Origin of the sequence: Bifidobacterium scardovii JCM 12489 = DSM 13734 (assembly GCF_001042635.1) — a bacterium.
Lineage (GTDB): Bacteria > Actinomycetota > Actinomycetes > Actinomycetales > Bifidobacteriaceae > Bifidobacterium > Bifidobacterium scardovii.
Map to the genome: position 1 here is coordinate 780303 of NZ_AP012331.1, position 19877 is coordinate 800179.

Sequence of the window (19877 nt, forward strand, 5' to 3'; positions counted from 1 at the left end):
CTCATATAGTGGTTCTATGGCTTTAACTCCTGACATGAATGCAGATTCCTCGTACGCCCCCCTTCCTCCGATCTTCGCCCAGCTCGGCCTCGCCTATGACGATGTGCTGCTGCTGCCGAACGAGACGGACGTCATCCCCTCCGAAGTCGATACCACCACGCATCTGACCCGCGAGATCACCATGAAGGTTCCGGCGATCTCCGCTGCCATGGATACCGTCACCGAGTCCGAGATGGCCATCGCCATGGCCCGCAACGGCGGCATCGGCGTGCTGCACCGCAACCTGTCGATCGACGACCAGGCCGCCCAGGTCGACGTCGTCAAGCGCTCCGAGTCCGGCATGATCACCGATCCGCTGACCGTCAACCCGGACGTCACGCTCGCCGACCTCGACAAGCTGTGCGGCAAGTTCCACATCTCCGGCCTGCCGGTCGTGGACAAGGAGAACAAGCTCGTCGGCATCATCACCAACCGCGACATGCGCTTCATCGCGTCCGACGACTACGACCACCTCAAGGTGCGCGACGTGATGACCAAGGAGAACCTGGTCACCGGTCCGTCCGACATCTCCAAGGACGACGCGCACCGCCTGCTCGCCGAGCACAAGGTCGAGAAGCTGCCGCTGGTCGACGGCGAGGGCCACCTGACCGGCCTGATCACCGTCAAGGACTTCGTCAAGACCGAGCAGTACCCGGACGCCACCAAGGACGGCCAGGGCCGCCTGCGCGTGGCCGCCGGCGTCGGCTTCCTCGGCGACGCCTGGCAGCGCGCCTCCGCCTTGATGGAGGCCGGTGTCGACGTGCTCGTCGTCGACACCGCCAACGGCGAGGCCCGTCTGGCGCTTGACATGATCCGCCGCATCAAGTCCGATCCGGCGTTCCGCGACGTGCAGGTCATCGGCGGCAACATCGCCACCCGCTCCGGTGCCCAGGCCATGATCGACGCGGGCGTCGACGCGGTCAAGGTCGGTGTCGGCCCCGGCTCGATCTGCACCACGCGCGTGGTCGCCGGCGTCGGCGTCCCGCAGCTCACCGCCGTGTACGAAGCCTCCCTGGCCTGCAAGGCCGCCGGCGTGCCGTGCATCGCCGACGGCGGCATCCACTACTCCGGCGACATCGCCAAGGCCCTGGTGGCCGGCGCCTCCTCCGTGATGCTCGGTGGCACGCTCGCCGGCTGCGAGGAAGCCCCCGGCGAAAAGGTGCTCCTGCACGGCAAGCAGTACAAGCTGTACCGCGGCATGGGCTCGCTCGGCGCGATGGCCCCGCGCGGCAAGAAGAGCTACTCGAAGGACCGTTACTTCCAGGCCGACGTGACCAGCAGCGACAAGGTCGTGCCGGAAGGCGTCGAGGGCGAGGTGCCGTACCGCGGGCCGCTCAACGCCGTGCTCTACCAGATGATCGGCGGCCTGCACCAGTCGATGTTCTACATCGGCGCGCACAACATCAAGGAGATGAGCGAGAAGGGCCGCTTCATCCGCATCACCGACGCCGGCCTGCGCGAGTCCCACCCGCACGACATCGTGATGACCGCCGAGGCCCCGAACTACTCGGGCCGCCAGTAAGGCGCATCCCGGGCCGTTTCGGCCGTTAGCCCACGCAACGCTCCCCTGCATCCGCAGGGGGGCGTTTTTCGTTGTTCGGCATGCTCAGACCTAGCTTTTTGCGGGTCCGCGAGACGCAACATCATCCATCTATCCATCCACCGTCCACCCGTGCTGGCATATGGCCCGCAGAAGCCCCGGATCCGGCTGTATGCCAGCAGGGGTGATCGGCGAGATATCGGGCGATGTTTCCGAAGCCGTTCGCGGCGGCGCTTTTGTATCGGCCGCGCGATAGTCTCGGATGTTCAGCACGTAACGGAAAGAGGTACGGCGATGGTGGACAGCCATGATGCGGAAACCTACGGCGCGAAGGAATCGCGCCTGATCTGGATCGATTGCGAGATGACGGGTCTCGATATCTTCGGCGGCGACGAGCTGGTCGAAGTGTCCGTCGTCCCCACCGATTTCGATCTGAACGTGCTCGATGAGGGCGTCGACTACGTGATCAAGCCGTCCGACGCCGCCGTGGCGCATATGAACGACTTCGTGCGCAACATGCACACCCGCTCCGGCCTGATTAACGAGTGGGAGCACGGCCTGCCGCTCGCCGAGGCCGAGCGCAAGGTCACCGAGTACGTGCTGCGCTTCACCCCGGACGGCGTGCGCCCGCTGCTCGCCGGCAACACCATCGGGTCCGACAAGAAGTTCCTCGACCACTACATGCCCGGTCTGATGAGCCACCTGCACTACCGCAGCGTCGACGTGAGCACCCTGAAGGAGCTCGCCCGCCGCTGGTACCCGGACGTGTACGAGCACCGCCCGGCCAAGAACGGCGGGCACCGCGCGCTCGCCGATATCATCGAGTCGCTGGACGAGCTGCGCTACTACCGCGAGGCGTTCATGGCCCCGGCCCCCGGCCCGGACGCCGAGACCGCGCAGCGGATCTGCGCCGACATCACGGCCACCAGCATCCTCAACAAGTAGTTCCGCCGGATTCCGGCCATCCGCTCCGAAAGGACCCATATGACCGCAACTGATTGGGCCGCCATCGCCGGGCCTCTGGACATCCGGCTCGTCGTGGCCGACATGGACGGCACGCTGCTCGACGAGCACAGCCGCATTCCCGAGGAATTCTGGGGCGTGCTCGACCGGCTGCGCGCCCGGGGCGTCGAGTTCGTGCCCGCGTCCGGCCGCCAGTACGCCACCCTGCGCGCCATGTTCGCAGACCGGGCCGGCGGCGAACTGTCGTACATCGCCGAAAACGGCAACGTGGTGGCCGCCGACGGCCGGATCGTCGAGGTGCACGGCATCGGGTTCGACCTCGCGCGCCGGGTGATCGGCATGGTGAACGATGCGGTGGCATCGGGGGCGCATGACATCGGACTGGTGGTATGCGGGTTGGCGTCCGCCTACGTGCAGCGCGCCGACGAGGCGTTCGTCGCCGAATGCCGCAAGTACTATGCGGCGCTGGAGATCGTGGACGATCTGTACGCGGTGCTGGACAACGCCGACGAGACGATCCTGAAGCTCGCGATCTTCGACTTCGCCGACGCCGAGGCGATGGCCGCCGACCTGCTCGGGGACATCTCGCGCGACCATCAGGTCGTCGTGTCGGGCGCGCATTGGGTCGACATCATGAATCCGGACGCCGACAAACGCCGCGGCGTGGAGGCCCTGCAGCGCGATCTGGGCGTCAGCCGGTCGCAGACCGCCGTGTTCGGCGACTATCTCAACGATCTGGAGATGCTCGGGGCCGGCGACTACTCGTTCGCGATGGGCAACGCGCATCCCGCGCTCAAGGAGGCGGCCCGGTACATCGCCCCGTCCAACGCCGACCACGGCGTGCTCGCGGTGCTCGATCGGCTGGTGTAGCGTAGGGCGCACTGGCCGTGCGGCCGGGTCGTTCCCGGGCGGGCCGGGGTCGGTTCGGTGCGGTTCGGGTCGCTGCGGTTCGAATGCGGCGTGCCGGCATGAATGAGAGGGGAGTGGCATGCGTCAATCCGAAGCCCTGGCGATTCTGAACGCCGGAGCCAACGTGTTCCTCACCGGTGCGCCCGGTGCCGGCAAGACCTACGTGCTCAACGAGTTCATCCGGCAGGCGAGGGCGGACGGCGCCTCCGTGGCCGTCACCGCGTCGACCGGCATCGCGTCGACGCATGTGAACGGCCAGACGATCCACTCGTGGAGCGGCGTCGGCGTGGCCACGTCGCTGAGCGCGAACCTGCTCAAGCTCATCAAGACCAGGCGCCGGCGCAAGATACAGTCCACCGACATCCTGGTCATCGACGAGGTGTCGATGATGCACGCGTGGCTGTTCGACATGGTCGATCAGGTGTGCCGCGAGGTGCGCCGCGACCCCCGTCCGTTCGGCGGGCTGCAGGTGGTGCTCTCCGGCGACTTCTTCCAGCTGCCGCCGGTGAGCGTGTCCGGCCGCAACAACGACATGGTCTCTCCGACGCCGGAATTCCTCGCGTCCCGCGAGCGGTACGCGAAGGCCGGGCGCAATCCCGAGGGGTTCGTCACCGAATCGCTGGTGTGGGACGAACTCGACCCGGTGATCTGCTATCTGACCGAGCAGCATCGCCAGGACGACGGCCAGCTGCTCACCGTGCTCACCGACATCCGCGAGGGCTGCGTGTCGGCCGAGGACCACGACGTGCTCGCCGCCCGCCTCGGCCTCGCCCCGGCTCCCGGCGAGGTGGCCGTGCATCTGTTCCCGGTCAACCGGCAGGCCGACGGGCTCAACGATCTGCGGCTCGCGCAGATCGCCAGCGAGGAGCACACCTTCTTCGCCGAGCAGGCCGGGCCGGCGAATCTGGTCGAACGGCTGAAGAAGAACATGCTCGCCCCGGACAAGCTCGTGCTCAAGGAGGGCGCGGCGGTCATGGCGCTGCGCAACGACACGGACCGCCAGTACGTCAACGGGTCGATCGGCACGGTGCGCGGCTTCGCGCCCGAGGCCAAGGGCGGCTGGCCCATCGTGGAATTCGAGAACGGCAACATCGTGACCATGAAGCAGGCCGCGTGGGAGATGATGGACGGCGAGACCGTGCTGGCGTCCGTCAACCAGGTGCCGCTGCGCTGCGCATGGGCGATCACGATCCACAAGTCGCAGGGCATGACGCTCGACCGGGCCGTCATGGACCTGAAGCGCACCTTCGCGCCCGGCATGGGCTACGTGGCGCTGTCCCGCGTGGAAAGCATGAACGGCCTGTATCTGGCCGGGGTGAGCGAACGCATGTTCTTCGTGTCCCCTGACGCGGTGATGCTCGACGGCACGCTGCGTTCCGGTTCGGCTGCGGCTTCGGACCGGCTTGCCGAGGAGGGCGTCGCCGCGTTCAAACCGGCGCCGGAGCATCCGGAATCCGATTCCGGCGGGGAATTCGAGCAGGCGGAGCTGTTCTGACGCGCCGCTACGCGAAGCGGGCCGGGGCGATGCCGCGTCGTACCGTGACCCGGCGCCGCGTGCGAGGTAGGATGGGGGTATCTCGGCGGCTTCGCGCATCGTTGGGCGTGGTTTGCCGGGCGATGAATCAGGAGGTGCGTGATGAAGCGTACATGGAAGTATGTGGTCTCCCTGGCCGGCATGGTGGTGTTGTTCCTGGCGTTCCTGATGTTCCAGACGCCTGCGGTGCCGGCGCTCGGCACCGTCAAGCTCACCGACGTGATGATGATCGTCGGCGGGCTGATGTTCATCGTGCCGATCTATCAGGATTCGGTGGCGCGCAAGACCGCCGACGATGCGCCGAATCGGGTGATCTGGTATACGCTGCCGCCGGTCGGCATGGCCGTCGTGTGCGTAGGCCTGCTGATCCCCAACGCGGTCGGCTTTTTTGGGCTGTTCCCGCTGGCGGATCTGTTCTATCTGGTCGGATGCCTGCTGATCCTGCCGGTGTTCGCCTACCCGATGTTCGACCTCAACCGGGAGATACTCGAGGATGAGATCGACGAGCAGATCGACGGGCAATCGCGGCGGTGAACCGGTGAACGGCCATCCGCCGATGCGTGTTCGCGTCGGCGGATGGCCGAATCGGCGGCTCGGGTTCGGCGAATTGCACGGTAATGGCGAGTTGTCGGTGCGCGGCTCGGTATAGAAACCGGTTGCGCATGGGGTTAACGGGGCTTTTGAACGTTACAACAATCGGTTGCATAAAACCCCTCGCACCGACAACTCGCGTCTTTGATACCACATGCCGTACAACGGGCGCGCGGGAGTATCGTTGGCGTTGACGAAGCGCTGCGGACCGGCGCGTATGCGGCGCTGCGGGCGGGAACGGGCCATGCGGCCGTGGCCGGTCCGCAGGCGCGAAGCAGGCGGCCGCATGTCTGCGTCTCGCGGCGAGGAAGGAGCACGGGATGGCCAAAGGAGGTTCCCGGCGCGGCGCCCGCCGCGTGCATCCGCTGACGGTGATACTGATCGGCGCCTTCGTTGCCGCGGTGGTGTTCGCCGGGTACACGATCACGAAGCGTATCCTCGATGTCCGCGCGGCGAATCACGCCAAGGCGCTGGCCTCCTGCGTCAGCGCGCAGTCGGACTTCGCCAAGACCTACACCTCGTATGCGTCCACGGTCGGCGCCGCCGGCAAACTGGCGCGGACCGACCCGGCGTATGTGGCGAATCCCGAATACCTCGACGATCTCAAGTCGACCATCGCGCCGATGACGTCGGGAAGCGACGGCACGGACATGGACGAGCTGGCGAGCGGATCATGCGCCGAGGATATGGCGGTCGCGAATCTCGACGATCGCGCCGACGCGCTCGGCCGGGCCGACAGCCAGATGACCAACCGCATGATTACCGTGCAGTATCAGGCCGACATCGTCAAGCAGAGCATCGAGGGCAAGCGCAACAGCGATTCGCGCAGCCAGATCGCGGCGCTGCTGCCCGACGCCACGCTGGCGATGTCTCGTAGCGCCGGCAAGGCCGACGAGGGGCTGCGCGCCGCGCTGCAGTCGGCCGTCGATGCGGCGAACCAGGCGATGAACGGCGGAACCGACGTCGGCAACGACCGGTATCTGGACATACTGGTCTCGCTGCAATCCTCCTATGACGCAGTGGTCGGCGCGCTGCCGAACGACTGCCACTTCCACGCCTGCGTGGCCCTCACCTTCGACGACGGGCCGAACAAGCAGCTCACGCCGAAACTGCTGGACGCGCTGGCGGCGGCCGGCGTCCAGGCCACGTTCTTCGTGCAGGGGCAGTACGTATCGGGAAGCAACGTGAAACTGGTGCAGCGCGAGGTCGCCGAGGGGCACGCGGTGGGCAGCATGTCGTGGCGCCACACGCAGTTGCATGACATGCCGGCCGACCAGCTGAAGAAATGGTTCGACGACACCGATGCCGTGATTTCGGCGGCCACCGGGCAGCCGGTCACGCTGTTCCGGCCTCCGGACGGCGCATGGAGCGATGCGGTCAGGGAGCAGGCGAAGGCCAGCGGTCAGACGATGATCCTGTGGAACGTCGACTCCCGCGACTGGGAGCGCGGCGCCAGCGCGCCCGGCATCCGCGACAACGTCGTCGGCGCTGCGACGCGCGGGTCGATCATATCCCTGCATGACGGCAACGAGGACACGATCGAGGCGATCCCCGGCATCGTGCAGGGGCTGAGGGACAAGGGGCTCACCCCGGTCACGATCCCGCACCTGCTCGACGGCGACCTGACTCCCGGCGCCATGTACTACTATCTCGGCGATCCCGCGTAGGCGGTCGGACGTTCCGCCGGGCCGGCACTTGCCGGCATACGGCCCGCCGGGGCGCCGAACGGGGCCGTATGCCGGCAGAAGGTCCCGTATACGTCCCCTTGATTGAGTACCTTGGAACCCATGAGTTCCACAGCACTTCGTATGTCTACCATGTTCCTGCGCACCCTGCGCGAGGACCCCGCCGATGCGGATGTCGATTCCGCCAAGTTGCTGCAGCGCGCCGGCTATATCCGCAAGGCCGCGCCCGGCATTTGGACGTGGCTGCCCCTCGGCCTGCGCGTCCTCAACAAGATCGAGGCCATCGTCCGCGAGGAGATCGACGGCATCGGCGCCCAGGAGGTGCATTTCCCCGCGCTGCTGCCTCGCGAGCCGTATGAGGCCACCCACCGCTGGGAGGAGTACGGCGACAACATCTTCCGTCTCAAGGACCGCCACGAGGCCGACTACCTGCTCGCGCCCACGCACGAGGAGATGTTCACGCTGCTGGTCAAGGACATGTACTCGTCGTACAAGGACCTGCCGGTCACGCTCTACCAGATCCAGACCAAATACCGCGACGAGTTCCGCCCGCGCGCCGGCCTGATCCGCGGCCGCGAGTTCATCATGAAGGACGCCTACTCGTTCACCATCGACGAGGAGGGCATGCGCAAGGCCTACTACGACGAGCGCGGCGCCTATGAGCGCATCTTCCGGCGCCTCGATCTCAGGTACGTGCCGGTGTTCGCGATGTCCGGCCCGATGGGCGGTTCCGCGTCCGAGGAGTTCCTCGCCCCGATGCCGATCGGCGAGGACACCTTCGCGCTCGCCCCGTCCGGCAAGGCCTGGAACGTCGAGGCGCTGACCACGCCCGAGGTGCCGGCCGTCGACTGCTCCGCAACGCCCGCCATGGCGAGCCATGAGACCCCGGATTCCAAGACCATCGAGGCGCTGGTCACCACCGCTAACAAGCTGTATCCGCGCGAGGACGGCCGCGAATGGACCGCCGCCGACACGCTCAAGACCGTGGCCGTCACCCTGCTGCATGCCGAGGACGAGGACCACGACGAGCCGTGGCGCGAGGTCGTCGCCGTGGCGCTGCCGGGTGATCGCCAGGTCGATATGAAGCGTCTCGAGGCGCAGTTCGCGCCCGCCGAGATCGAGGAGTCCACCGAAGAGGACCTCAAGGCGCATCCCGAAATGGTCGCCGGGTACATGGGCCCGATGGTGTTCGGCAAGCAGGGCGAGGCCGCGGGCGTCAAGGAACCGGTGCGGTTCTTCATCGACGCGCACGTCGCCGAGGGCTCCGAGTGGATCATCGGCGGCGACAAGGCCGGCGAGCACCGCTTCCACGCCGTGTACGGCCGCGATTTCGTGGCCGATGGCACCGTCGAGGCCGTCGAGGTGCGTCATGGCGACATGAGCCCGGACGGTTCCGGCCCGCTGAGCTTCGAGCGCGGCGTGGAGATCGGCCAGGTGTTCCAGCTGGGCCTCAAGTACTCCAAGGCACTGGACCTGAAGGTGCTCGACCAGAACGGCAAGACCGTGCCGGTGTGGATGGGCTGCTACGGCATCGGCGTCTCCCGCGTGCTCGCCTGCATCGCCGAGACCCATCACGACGACAAGGGCCTGGCGTGGCCGGCGGTCATCGCCCCCGCGCAGGTGCATGTGATGGCCACCGGCAAGGACGAGGCCGCGTTCGAGGCCGCCGAGAAGCTGGTCGGCGAGCTGGAGGCCCGAGGCGTCGAGGTCATCTATGACGATCGCAAGAAGGTGTCGCCGGGCGTCAAGTTCAAGGACGCCGAGCTGATCGGCGTGCCGCTGATCGCCGTCGCCGGCCGCGACACGGTCAACAACGGCACCATCGAGGTGCGCGACCGCGATGGCGGCAACTCCGTCGCCGTGCCGGTCGCCGAGGCCGCCCAGGTGATCGCGGATCGCCTGTAATCGGCTGCCGTTTTTCGCTGCTTCCGATCCCTCGCCCGTATGTTGCGGGCGGGGGATTTTTTATGGCCAATGTCCTGTGCCGTGAGTTCGTTGAGTAATTCTGGCTCCCCTCTCTGAGGGGAGCTGTCGGCGTGGCCGACTGAGGGGAACTCATGCGAATCGGCTTGATTCAGGTGTTCGTGGTAATGCTCCCCTCAGGCCGCTTCGCGGCCGGCTCGTCCTGCAATCACGGACGGCCTTGCGGCCGCAGCCTTGTCTGCTCGGCTGTCGTCTCGCCTTCGCTTGCAAACAGCTCCGCTGTTTGCTTCACGGCTCAGCCTCCAAGAGTGGAGCCAGACATAGTACACGAACTTACGACGCAGGATACCAGACTGGTTTCGACGTATTTCGCCTCGCTGGCGGGAGCGTGTCAATTGTGGTGTGACGGAGCCGGTCGCATCGCGCCGGAGCGGCATGGTGTGGATAACATGCTGGGTTGTCCACAAAAAGTTATCCACAACACGCCGAAGGGTCGTCTCTGCGTGCACAATGCCCGCGAACCGTCCGGCGCCGCGCGGGATCGGGGCATAGTGGTGTGCACCGCGCGGTTCACAGTGCTGGTTGACGAGGGAACGGTTCCCGAAGGTCCCTTGCGTTGTGGCTCGCGCAGTCCAACTTGGCAATCGGCGGAAGGACCATTATGGCATTGCAGCAGGGCGTCATCACTATGACCGGGCGAGTGGGCGGAGCCCCGCAGGCATACGGAACCAACAATCCGCCAACGGTGTGTTCTTTTCGGCTGGGATGCTCCCGCGGCTACTATGACGCCAATCGTCAATGGGTGTCGTTGCCGACCACATGGATCACGGTCAAGGCGTATCGCGCGCTGGCCTCGAACGTGCTGGTGTCCCTGCGCGTCGGCGATCCGGTCATCGTCACCGGGGTGCTCGGCACGGAGGAATGGCAGACCGAAACCAACGAAAAGCGTGCGAGGACGTTTCTGGTGGCCAGCAATATCGGTCACGACCTCAACTACGGCACCACCTATCTGAACCGGCCAAGACGGGAGGCCACCGATGCGCCGCGCGACCAACGGAACGGTTCGCCGCAGGGCGCATCGATCGGGCCTCAGGGCGGCATGCCGCTCGGTGTGCAGATCGATCCGCAGCCGGAGCCAAATCAGGGCGGCCTGAATCAGCATGGGATGGGCCAGACCGGAGGGGATTCCGGCGCAGGGCAGGGCGGTGCGGGCCAGGCCGGCGTAAATCAAGCCGCCGCGGCGGCCGGAGTCTCCGACGGTGGTTCCGGCGAAGGTTCCTATGGCGGCCCCGATGCGGTTGGTGAAAGCACGGTTGGCGAAAGCGTAACCAGCAGTGGTGCGTCCACCGACAGCGCGGCCGCGGTGGATGGGGGCAGCGCGCCAAGTGCCGGGGTTGCTGCGAGCGGGGAATTCGCCGGACCGGAGTTCTAGCGGTCTACCTTGCAAATAATGAGGCGGTTCGGTTCACATCCCCGTAAGACGGCGGTTCGATACCGGAGATGATGCCGACGCCGTGTGCAGCGTCGGCATCATCTCCGGCGGCCGTCACCAGATCGCGACGCGTGCCTCGGGCGCGAGCCACATGGCGTCGCCCTCGTGCACGTCGAAGGCCTTATAGAACAGGTCGACGTTGCGCACGATGCCGTTGGTGCGGCACTCGGCGGGGGAGTGCGGGTCGATCTGCAGGAACTGCTCGGCCAGCTCGTCGCGGTTCTTCGAGCGCCAGATCGAAGCGTAGCTCAGGAAGAAGCGCTGCAGTCCGGTGAAGCCGTCCATGACCGGGGCGGTGGCGAGCGACGCCTCGATCGCCTCGGGCGAACCATCCTCGGGGCGGCCGGCGGCCTTGTCCAGCGCGAACGCGTACGCCTTGAGCGCGATGTTCACGCCGCCCAGATCGCCGATGTTCTCGCCGATGGTCAGCGCGCCGTTGACGTGCGGGGCCCTGCTCGGGTCGTCCGCGTACTTCTCGGCGAGTTGCGGGGGCACGAACGCGTTGTACTGCTCGATCAGCGCCGTGGTGCGCTTCTTGAAGTTCGCCTTGTCCTCGGCGGTCCACCAGTCGCGCAGCGCGCCGTCGCCGTCGTACTGTGACCCCTGGTCGTCGAATCCGTGGCCGATCTCGTGACCGATCACCGCGCCGATGCCGCCGTAGTTGGCCGCATCATCGGCTTGCGGGTTGAAGAACGGCGGCTGCAGGATCGCGGCCGGGAACACGATCTCGTTCATGCTCGGCTCGTAGTAGGCGTTCACGGTCTGCGGGTTCATGAACCATTCGCTCTTGTCCACCGGCTTGCCGGCCTTGGCCAGCTGGTAACCATACTCATACAGGGCCGCCGCGGCCATATTGGCGATCAGGCCGTTCCCCTCGCGCACGTCGAGCGCGCTGTAGTCGCGCCAGCGATCCGGGTAGCCGATCATCGGGGTGAACTTGGAGAGCTTCTCGAGCGCCTTGGTCTTGGTTTCCTCGCCCAGCCAGGTACTGTTCGTGATGGACACGCGGTAGGCGTCGATCAGGTTGGCGACGAGCTGCTCCATGCGCTGCTTGGAGCTTTCGGGGAAGTGGTGCTTGACGTACTCCTGGCCGACCTCCTCGCCGCAGACGCTGTTGACCAGCGATACGCCGCGCTTCCAGCGGTCGCGCTGCTGCGTGGTGCCGGAGAGCACCTTGCCGTAGAAGTCGAAGTTCGTGGCGTCGAAATCGTGGCTGAGCATGCTCGCGGAGCCGATGATGACGTGCACCCGGGCCCACAGCTTGAGATCCTCGAGGTCGGCCTCGTCCCAGAACGCGTCGAAGCCGGTGAGGAAGCTCGGCTCGCGCACGATCGTGCGCTGCAGGGCGGCGACCAGGTCCACGGGCTGGGCCGCGGCCGCCGCGGTCTTGTCATAGGCGGTCTGCCAGGCTTTGGCCCACGCCGCGACGTCGAAGTGGGCGAGCTCGCCGGTCAGCGTGGCGTAGTCGGTCGGATTGTTGGTCTTCTGCGGATCGCGGGTGGTGACGTTGTCCCAGTGGCTCGCGGCGATGCGCGTCTCGATGGCGAGGAACCGGCGGGCCTGGTCCTCGGCGTGCGTTGTATCCGCGCAGCCGGCCAGGCACAGCTGCTTGGCGACCATCTCCACGTACGCCTCGCGGATCGGGGCGTAGTGATCTTCGCGGTAGTAGGCCTCGTCGGGCAGGCCGAGGCCGGACTGTTCGACGAACATGATATAGGTGTCCGGATCCGCCGGGTCGCCGGCGGTGCCGATGTCGAACGGGCTGGGCGTCATGTCGGTGGGGTTGAGCGCGCCGAGCACGCGGGTGAGCTCGGCCTTGTCCGCGGCGGCGTCGACCGCATCGAGCGCTGGTTTGATCGGGGTGACGCCGGCGGCCTCGACGGCGTCGGTGTCGGTGAAGGAGCGGTAGAGGATGCGCGACTTGGTCGCGGGGCAGCCGTCCTCCTCGAGGATGTCGCGGATCTGGTTTTCGGACTCCTCGGCGAGCTTGTCGAAGGAGCCGTACCGCGCCTTGTCGTCAGGCAGGCGGTAGGTGTCGATCCACGGGCCGTTGACATAGCGGAACAGGTCATGGGAAGGGGCGATGACGGAGGAGAACGATGCCGGATCGATGCCGGAAGTCAAATCTGTAGTCATGGTTCAAAGCCTATTCGCGTTGAATGACAATCGGCGGACCGAGCCAAGGGATGCATGGCCGAATAATTAGACATAATGGCCTATTATGCCGGCGGTGAGAATTAGACAAGTTGCCTAGAATTAGTATCAACGCATCAATAGCATCGATGATGGAAGGAGCCACGATGAGCGATCCGAACGCCAATGGGCAGAACCAGTCAGGCCAGCAGGGGCAGCCGGAATACGGCGCCTATGCGCCGAACCAGTCAGGCGCCCAGGGGAACGCCGGGCAGCAGTACGGCCAGAATGGTCAGCCCGGGTACGGGCCGTATGCGGCCAATCCGAATGGCAACCCCAATGGCCAATACGGCCAGCAGGGGCAGTATTCAAATCCCAACGGAGGCCAGTACTACGGGCAGAACCCGTATGGGCAGGTCCCGTACGGGCAGCCATACGCCTACACCGATCCCAATGCGCAGGGGCAGCAGGGTGGCCAGTGGCCCAACATGGGGCGGCAGTTCAACCCGTTCAAGCTGATTGAGGAGATGCTGCCGCAGAAGGCCAAGAGCGCCATCCGCGCGATCTACGGCGTCATCGGCGTCGCGGCGATCGTGCTCGGCGCCGCGTTGCTGTTCTGGCCGGGCAAGACGCTGATGGTGTTCGCCGTGGCGCTGGGCATCTACTTCGTGGTGTCCGGCGTGATCCGCATGGTCAGCGCCATCGTGGAGCTGGGGCTGCCCGCCGGGTGGCGCATCCTCGACATCTTCATCGGCTTCCTGCTGACGATCGGCGGCGTCTCCGTGCTCAAGAACATCGCACTCTCCGGCACCACGCTGGCCATGCTGGTCACGCTGACCGTGGGCATCGGCTGGATTCTGGAAGGTGTGATGGCGTTGGCGGAGTCCTGGCGCATGCCGAGTTCGGGATGGGCCGTGCTGTATGCGATCGTCTCGATCATCGCCGGAGCCGTGATCCTGTTCTCCCCGGTCAACTCGACCGTGTGGCTGGTGGTTTTCGCCGGCTGCGCGCTGATCGTGATGGGCATCTCCTCCGTGGTCCGCGCCTTCACCTTCGGCAAGCCGTCGAAGAAGTAGGTCGCTTCCCGCGCGCGGATCATGTTTTGGGACTCTAGGAGTATGGCCTCACCTGGCGTATTTTCGGCGAGGCCGGGCTTCTAGGGTCTATGGCTGTTATTCCGTTAGGGCCGGCTAGCACGGTTTTTCTGCTAGATACTAGGAGCCTTGCCCCGCTGGGAAGTATGCCGGCGGGGCAAGGCTCCTATAGGTTAAAAGTGTTGTCGTGCTGAGGCGGATCAACGGAGCGGCCCCGTTAGAGGGTAGAAGCTCTGCTTCGCTTGGCATGCCCTCGGCGGGGCCAATCTTCTGGATGTTGTGACCGTTGCTCTGCCGCGGTCGGCCGGTAAGGCGTTGCTGGTAAGGGGTAAGAGTTCTGCCTCGCTGAGGAGCATGCTGGCGGGGTGCTCCCATTATTGGATGGGAGTTCTGCTTCGCTCTATATGGGCTTGGCGGGGCTGGGCTTCTATGGGTTTGGCGCTTTGCCGCGCCAAGACGGTTCGATGAAGGCGGTTTTGTCAGAGGCTGGGAGCTTTGCCCCGCTAGGGTGCAAATCGGCAGGACGAAACCTTTGGAAGCTAGGAGATTTGCTCCTCGAGGCCGGAAGATTCGCTGTATGTGCATGAAGAGTGTTCTTGACCAGAGATGATCCGTGGCCGGTGATACCTTCGATGGGCGTGCGTAATTGACGAGGCGACGCGATAATGTGAGAACAACTCTCAATAAGGTAGAAAGAGCCTCATGATCGAACTGAAAACACCGAAGGAAATCGAGGAGATGAAGCCGGCGGGTCGTTTTGTCGGCGGCATTCTCAAGGAACTCAAGGAGACCACCAAGGTCGGCACCAATCTGCTTGAGATCGACGAGTTCGTCCACAAGAAGATCGTCGACCGCAAAGGCGCCGAGTCCTGCTACGTGAACTATGCGCCGGACTTCGGCACCGGCCCGTTCGCGCATTACATCTGCACTTCGGTCAACGATGCGGTGCTGCATGGCGTGCCGTACGACTACAGCCTCAAGGACGGCGATCTGGTCAGCCTCGACCTCGCGATCAACGTCGACGGATGGGTGGCCGATTCGGCCGTCAGCTTCGTGGTCGGCAAGGATCCCGATCCCTCCGACCTGCGCATCATCAAGTGCACCGAGGAGGCGCTCGCCGCCGCCATCGATGTGGCCAAGCCGGGCAACCGGTTGGGCGACATCTCGTCGACCATCGGCGATGTGGCGCGCGAGTACGGCTACCCGATCAACCTCGACTTCGGCGGCCACGGCGTCGGCCATATCATGCACGGCGACCCGCATGTGCCCAACGACGGCAGGGCTCACCACGGCTACCGTCTGCGCCCGGGTCTGGTCATCGCGATCGAGCCGTGGTTCCTCAAGACCACCGACGAGATCTATCAGGATCCGAAGGACGGCTGGACCCTGCGCGCCCAGGACGGTTCGCGCGGAGCCCACAGCGAGCACACGATCGCCATCACCGACAATGGCCCGATCATCTTCACCGATCGCACCAATCTGTGATCATGACCGATCGCGCGCGCTGAACGTGCTGAGTGTGCTGAATGCATGAACGCAGGCGGCGCCGACCTCAGGGGTCGGCGCCGCCTGCGTCGTATTGCCGCCCGGGTATGCCGATGGGCGCCCCGTTTTGCCGCGGTGCCGCGGTGTCATAGGTATCGGGCCCGTACCCGGAACTCCGATGATCGCTACCTTCGAGTTGTCGGTGCATGGATCAGTATAGAAAACCGGTTGCCTAGCGCCAAATGGTGCTTGTATAACGTTCCAAAACCCGTTCTCTCGTCACCCGTGCACCGACAACTCGATATTTCGCCGCAACGCGCGTTACACGGCGGGGTTCCGCGCGATAACAACGGCGTACTGCGGTGGCGTGCCGGCATGACGGTCCTTACGAGATCGGATCATCAACGTTGAGGATTCCCGGCGGTGACGTCTGATGCGGGATGTCCATGCGCCGAAGGTGGAAATGAGACGGGGAATTGGCGTTGAAACAGATATGCCATATAGTGAGCCATACTTCTGGCATCTGATCGATAGAACGAGGGGAGCGCGGATATGGCAACCGCCCAGCTGAATGTGGATGAGGGCAAGTACACGCTTCCGGTCGTCAAGGCCACCGCGGGGCCGGACGGCATCGTCGTCTCCGATCTGCGCAACGACGGCTGGGTCACGCTCGATCCCGGATTCCTGACCACCGCGCAGTGCGAGTCGAAGATCACCTTCATCGACGGCAACAACTCGATCCTGCGCTACCGCGGCTATCCGATCGAGCAGCTGTGCGAGCAGTCCGATTTTCTCGAGGTCGCCTGGCTGCTGCGCCACGGCGAGCTGCCGACCAAGGACCAGTACGACAAATTCTGCTCCGACGTGAACCACCGCACGATGGTCGGCGAGGATTTCCGCACCTTCATGGGCTCGTTCCCGCGCACCGCGCACCCGATGAGCGTGCTCGCCTCCGCGATCAACGCGCTCGCCACGTTCTACCCGGACACCACCGACGTCAACGACTCGGACCAGCTGGATGAGGCCGCGACGATCATCATGGCGAAGGTGCGCACGATCGTGAGCTACATCTTCCGCCGCCGCCGTGACGAGCCGATGCTCTACCCGGACTACGCGCGCGGCTACGTCGACGACTTCGTGCGCATGTGCTTCGCCGTGCCGTACGAGCCGTTCGAATCCGATCCGCTGTACGTGCATGCGCTCGGCCGTCTGCTCATCATCCACGCCGACCACGAGCAGAATTGCTCGACCTCCGTGGTGCGCATCGCCGGCTCCGCCCATGCGAACCTGTATTCGGCGGTCGCCGCCGGCGTCAACGCGCTGTCCGGCCCGCTGCACGGCGGGGCGAACGAGGCGGTGCTGCGCCAGCTCAAGGCCATCCGCGATTCGGGCAAGACGGTCGGGGAATTCGTGGAATGGGCCAAGGAGAACGGCAAGCGCATCTCCGGGCTCGGGCACCGCGTGTACAAGTCGTACGATCCGCGCGCGGCCATCGCCAAGACGTATCTGCAGAAGATCATGGAGCGCGAGGACACGCTTCGGCTGCCGGCCGACGAGCGGGCGCTGTTCGACGTGGCCACCGAGCTGGAAGGCATCGCGCTGAGCGACGAATATTTCGTGTCTCGCCACCTGTATCCGAACGTCGATTTCTACACGGGTCTGATCTACCGCGCGATCGGCTTCGACCCGGCCATGTTCACCACGCTGTTCGCGCTCGGCCGCATCCCCGGCTGGATCGCGCAGTACCGCGAGATGCTCGCCGACCCGAACACGAAGATCGGCCGCCCGCGCCAGGTCTACACCGGTGAGGACCTGCGCGACTACGTGCCGATGGACGAGCGGTAGCCCGCCAGCATACATTTTTCGAACAGCAAGAGGCCCGGACGCTCAACAAGCGTCCGGGCCTCTCCGTCTTGCCGTTGCGGCCAAACGCCGCCGCAGCGGGCTCAGTTCTTGTGCAGCTTGGCGTTGAGCTCGATACCGGTCTTGCGGTAGCGGGCCTCGATGCGGCCGTTGACCGAGTTGCGGATGAACAGGATGTTGTCCTTGCCGGACAGGTCGGCGCCCTTGACGACCTCAAGCGGTTCGCCGGCGGCGGCCTTGGCCTTGTCCCAGATGGTGATCTTGGTGCCGGCGGTCACGTACAGGCCAGCCTCGACCACGCAGTTGTCACCCAGCGAGATGCCGATGCCGGCGTTCGCGCCGAGCAGCGAATGCTCGCCGATCGAGTTGCGCAGCTTGCCGCCGCCGGAGAGCGTGCCCATGATCGAGGCGCCGCCGCCGATGTCGGAGCCGTTGCCGACCACCACGCCTTGCGAGACGCGCCCCTCGACCATGGAGACGCCGAGGGTGCCGGCGTTGAAGTTCACGAATCCGGCGTGCATGACGGTGGTGCCCTCGGACAGATATGCGCCCAGACGCACGCGGTCCGCGTCGCCGATGCGCACGCCGGTCGGCGTGACGTAGTCGATCATGCGCGGGAACTTGTCCACGCCGAACACGTTCACCGTGGCGATCGGCGCGGGGACGCCGGCCGCGGCCGGGGCGGAGGCGCGCAGCGCGGACTCCACGTCGATCTTACGCAGCGCGAAATCGTCGACGGCGAACGGGCCGTAGTTGGTCCACACCACGTTGGTGAGCTTGGCGAAGATGCCGTCGAGGTTCAGCGTGTTCGGCTTGGCCAGGCGCAGGCTCATCAGATGCAGACGCAGGTATGCGTCGGCGGTGTCGGCGATCGGCTCGTCCAGCGAGGAGACCGTGAACACGGGGATGCGGCGCACGCCGCGGGCGTCGGCCGTCTCGTGCGTCAGCGCGCCGAACCCGTGGTTCGGACGGTCGGCTTCGGCGGGAGCCTCGCCGAGGGAAAGCGTGGGATACCACACGTCCAGTGTGTTGCCGGCGGCGTCCACCGAGGCCAGACCCCAGCCCCATGCGGTGCGTTCGTTCGTCATTGCGATGTTCTCCTTAATGTACGGGGTTCCGTTGATGCTTCAAGCATAAGGCGGATACGGCATAAATCCGCCTCCCTCGTTACAATGGCGGACTGTGAACGAGTACAGGACCGAACGAGAGCAGCGCGAACGCCGCCGCCGCAACATCATGCGCGCGGTGTGCATCGTCGTGGCTGCAGCCATGCTCGTCAGCCTTGTCGTCCCCGCGATCTACGCGGGTCTTTGACGCGCCTTCCGCGCGCATATCCCCATGAGGGGACCCGATGGAGGATACGCGCGAATCCGCACCGTATGCGCGGTTTTGCGCACTGTGTGCAAACTCAGGGAACAACCGGATTTTTCGATAACAACAATGTACGGTGGTAACGATGGCAGAATTTGACTATTCCCAGGCGATTGGCGACGCGCGCGCCAAATACGAATCCATTGCCAAGGCGCTGGACCTCGATCGGCTCAAGGCCGATATCAAGGATCTGGAGACCAAGGCGGCCGAACCCGGCCTGTGGGACGATCCCGAGAACGCGCAGAAGATCACGAGCAAGCTGTCGGCCGCGCAGGCCCAGCTGCGCCGACTGAACTCGGCCAGCCAGCGCATCGACGATGTCGAGACGCTGGTCGAGCTCGGCCGCGAGATGGAGGACGACGACTCCCTGGCCGAGGCGAAGACCGAGATCGGTTCCATCCAGCAGGACCTCGACGACATGGAGATCCAGACGCTGCTTGACGGCGAGTACGACGAGCGCTCCGCGGTGGTCACGATCCGCTCCGGCGCCGGCGGCGTCGACGCGGCCGACTTCGCGCAGATGCTGCTGCGCATGTACCTGCGCTGGGCCGAGCGCAACGGCTACAAGGCCAAGGTGATGGACACCTCGTACGCCGAGGAGGCCGGCATCAAGTCCGCCACCTTCCAGGTCGACGCGCCGTACGCGTTCGGCCGCCTGTCGGTCGAGGGCGGCACGCACCGCCTGGTGCGCATCTCGCCGTTCGACAACCAGGGCCGCCGCCAGACCAGCTTCGCCGCGGTCGAGGTGGTGCCGCTCGTCGAGGCGACCGACCACATCGACATCCCGGATACCGATATCCGCATCGACACCTACTGCTCGTCCGGCCCCGGCGGTCAGGGCGTGAACACCACGTACTCCGCGGTGCGCATCACCCACCTGCCCACCGGCATCGTCGTGACGATGCAGGACGAGCGCTCGCAGATCCAGAACCGCGCGGCCGCGATGGCCGTGCTGCAGTCCAGGCTGCTGGTGCTGCGCCATGAGGAAGAGGCCAAGAAGAAGAAGGAGATCGCCGGCGACATCAAGGCCAGCTGGGGCGACCAGATGCGTTCCTACGTGCTGCACCCGTACCAGATGGTCAAGGATCTGCGCACCGGGTACGAGACGTCGCAGACCCAAGCGGTGTTCGACGGCGACATCGACGCGTTCATCGAGGCCGGCATCCGCTGGCGCCACGAACAGCGCCGCGAAGCCGCAGCCGAAGCGGAGAACTAAGCCATTTCCGGCTCCTTACGGCAGAGGGGCCGGGCATAC

Annotated in this window: 15 protein-coding genes; 13 read left to right on the forward strand and 2 right to left on the reverse strand. The window is 65.5% G+C overall.

Annotation, left to right across the window (positions count from 1 at the left end):
- Positions 1-16 precede the first annotated feature (16 nt).
- The 8 genes from guaB to BBSC_RS12775 all read left to right on the forward strand — a co-directional run bounded on the left by guaB (position 17) and on the right by BBSC_RS12775 (position 10616).
- Positions 17-1561, forward strand: coding sequence for an IMP dehydrogenase (guaB, locus tag BBSC_RS03240; protein ID WP_033518926.1), 1545 nt, complete (start codon positions 17-19; stop codon positions 1559-1561).
- 312 nt (positions 1562-1873) lie between these two features.
- Positions 1874-2524: an oligoribonuclease gene (gene orn, locus BBSC_RS03245; RefSeq protein ID WP_033518925.1), complete on the forward strand. Its 651-nt coding sequence runs from the start codon at positions 1874-1876 to the stop codon at positions 2522-2524.
- A 39-nt stretch (positions 2525-2563) separates the two neighbouring features.
- On the forward strand, positions 2564-3412 hold the full coding sequence (locus BBSC_RS03250) for a Cof-type HAD-IIB family hydrolase (RefSeq protein ID WP_033518924.1): 849 nt from the start codon (positions 2564-2566) through the stop codon (positions 3410-3412).
- 118 nt (positions 3413-3530) lie between these two features.
- On the forward strand, positions 3531-4946 hold the full coding sequence (locus BBSC_RS03255; protein ID WP_033518923.1) for a DEAD/DEAH box helicase: 1416 nt from the start codon (positions 3531-3533) through the stop codon (positions 4944-4946).
- A gap of 141 nt (positions 4947-5087) precedes the next feature.
- Positions 5088-5519 (forward strand): hypothetical protein, encoded by a 432-nt coding sequence (locus BBSC_RS03260; RefSeq protein WP_033518922.1) that lies wholly within the window; start codon positions 5088-5090, stop codon positions 5517-5519.
- Positions 5520-5896: 377 nt separating this feature from the next.
- Complete coding sequence (locus BBSC_RS03265; RefSeq protein ID WP_051923268.1) at positions 5897-7243, forward strand: polysaccharide deacetylase family protein; 1347 nt, start codon at positions 5897-5899, stop codon at positions 7241-7243.
- 141 nt (positions 7244-7384) lie between these two features.
- Positions 7385-9166: a proline--tRNA ligase gene (locus tag BBSC_RS03270; RefSeq protein WP_033518921.1), complete on the forward strand. Its 1782-nt coding sequence runs from the start codon at positions 7385-7387 to the stop codon at positions 9164-9166.
- A gap of 679 nt (positions 9167-9845) precedes the next feature.
- Positions 9846-10616 carry a single-stranded DNA-binding protein gene (locus BBSC_RS12775; RefSeq protein WP_081893057.1) on the forward strand — a complete coding sequence of 257 codons (771 nt, stop codon included), beginning with the start codon at positions 9846-9848 and terminating at the stop codon, positions 10614-10616.
- Between the two features lie 114 nt (positions 10617-10730).
- Here the strand turns inward: BBSC_RS12775 and BBSC_RS03280 are convergent, their stop codons facing one another.
- A complete protein-coding gene (locus BBSC_RS03280) occupies positions 10731-12812 on the reverse strand; it encodes a M13 family metallopeptidase (RefSeq protein ID WP_033518920.1) in 2082 nt (693 codons plus the stop codon).
- A 164-nt stretch (positions 12813-12976) separates the two neighbouring features.
- Between BBSC_RS03280 and BBSC_RS03285 the strand changes: the two genes are divergently transcribed.
- The 3 genes from BBSC_RS03285 (at position 12977) to BBSC_RS03295 (ending at position 17233) form a co-directional block, all read left to right on the forward strand.
- The gene (locus BBSC_RS03285) at positions 12977-13885 is read left to right on the forward strand and encodes an HdeD family acid-resistance protein (RefSeq protein ID WP_046726070.1); all 909 of its coding nucleotides are present in this window, start codon (positions 12977-12979) and stop codon (positions 13883-13885) included.
- Positions 13886-14605: 720 nt separating this feature from the next.
- Positions 14606-15388, forward strand: a complete 783-nt coding sequence (gene map, locus BBSC_RS03290) for a type I methionyl aminopeptidase (RefSeq protein ID WP_033518919.1) — start codon at positions 14606-14608, stop codon at positions 15386-15388.
- 552 nt (positions 15389-15940) lie between these two features.
- Entirely contained in the window at positions 15941-17233 is a 1293-nt protein-coding gene (locus BBSC_RS03295; RefSeq protein ID WP_033518912.1) for a citrate synthase, read from the forward strand.
- Positions 17234-17334: 101 nt separating this feature from the next.
- On the opposite strand, the gene dapD is transcribed toward BBSC_RS03295, so the two are convergent.
- Positions 17335-18339 carry a 2,3,4,5-tetrahydropyridine-2,6-dicarboxylate N-succinyltransferase gene (gene dapD / locus BBSC_RS03300; RefSeq protein ID WP_033518911.1) on the reverse strand — a complete coding sequence of 335 codons (1005 nt, stop codon included), beginning with the start codon at positions 18337-18339 and terminating at the stop codon, positions 17335-17337.
- Positions 18340-18433: 94 nt separating this feature from the next.
- On the opposite strand from dapD, the gene BBSC_RS14345 reads away from it, so the two are divergent.
- Positions 18434-18565, forward strand: a complete 132-nt coding sequence (locus BBSC_RS14345) for a hypothetical protein (RefSeq protein ID WP_269429186.1) — start codon at positions 18434-18436, stop codon at positions 18563-18565.
- 142 nt (positions 18566-18707) lie between these two features.
- Positions 18708-19838: a peptide chain release factor 2 gene (prfB, locus tag BBSC_RS03305; RefSeq protein ID WP_033518910.1), complete on the forward strand. Its 1131-nt coding sequence runs from the start codon at positions 18708-18710 to the stop codon at positions 19836-19838.
- The last annotated feature ends 39 nt before the right edge of the window (positions 19839-19877 follow it).

Bases quoted from the DNA above. Each gene is read 5' to 3' on its own strand.
- BBSC_RS03250 (WP_033518924.1), top strand. From the start codon at position 2,564: ATGACCGCAACTGATTGGGCCGCCATCGCCGGGCCTCTGGACATCCGG.
- BBSC_RS03280 (WP_033518920.1), bottom strand. From the start codon at position 12,812: ATGACTACAGATTTGACTTCCGGCATCGATCCGGCATCGTTCTCCTCC.
- BBSC_RS03265 (WP_051923268.1), top strand. From the start codon at position 5,897: ATGGCCAAAGGAGGTTCCCGGCGCGGCGCCCGCCGCGTGCATCCGCTG.
- BBSC_RS12775 (WP_081893057.1), top strand. From the start codon at position 9,846: ATGGCATTGCAGCAGGGCGTCATCACTATGACCGGGCGAGTGGGCGGA.
- BBSC_RS03260 (WP_033518922.1), top strand. From the start codon at position 5,088: ATGAAGCGTACATGGAAGTATGTGGTCTCCCTGGCCGGCATGGTGGTG.
- BBSC_RS03270 (WP_033518921.1), top strand. From the start codon at position 7,385: ATGTCTACCATGTTCCTGCGCACCCTGCGCGAGGACCCCGCCGATGCG.
- map (WP_033518919.1), top strand. From the start codon at position 14,606: ATGATCGAACTGAAAACACCGAAGGAAATCGAGGAGATGAAGCCGGCG.
- orn (WP_033518925.1), top strand. From the start codon at position 1,874: ATGGTGGACAGCCATGATGCGGAAACCTACGGCGCGAAGGAATCGCGC.
- BBSC_RS03255 (WP_033518923.1), top strand. From the start codon at position 3,531: ATGCGTCAATCCGAAGCCCTGGCGATTCTGAACGCCGGAGCCAACGTG.
- guaB (WP_033518926.1), top strand. From the start codon at position 17: ATGGCTTTAACTCCTGACATGAATGCAGATTCCTCGTACGCCCCCCTT.
- dapD (WP_033518911.1), bottom strand. From the start codon at position 18,339: ATGACGAACGAACGCACCGCATGGGGCTGGGGTCTGGCCTCGGTGGAC.
- prfB (WP_033518910.1), top strand. From the start codon at position 18,708: ATGGCAGAATTTGACTATTCCCAGGCGATTGGCGACGCGCGCGCCAAA.
- BBSC_RS03285 (WP_046726070.1), top strand. From the start codon at position 12,977: ATGAGCGATCCGAACGCCAATGGGCAGAACCAGTCAGGCCAGCAGGGG.
- BBSC_RS03295 (WP_033518912.1), top strand. From the start codon at position 15,941: ATGGCAACCGCCCAGCTGAATGTGGATGAGGGCAAGTACACGCTTCCG.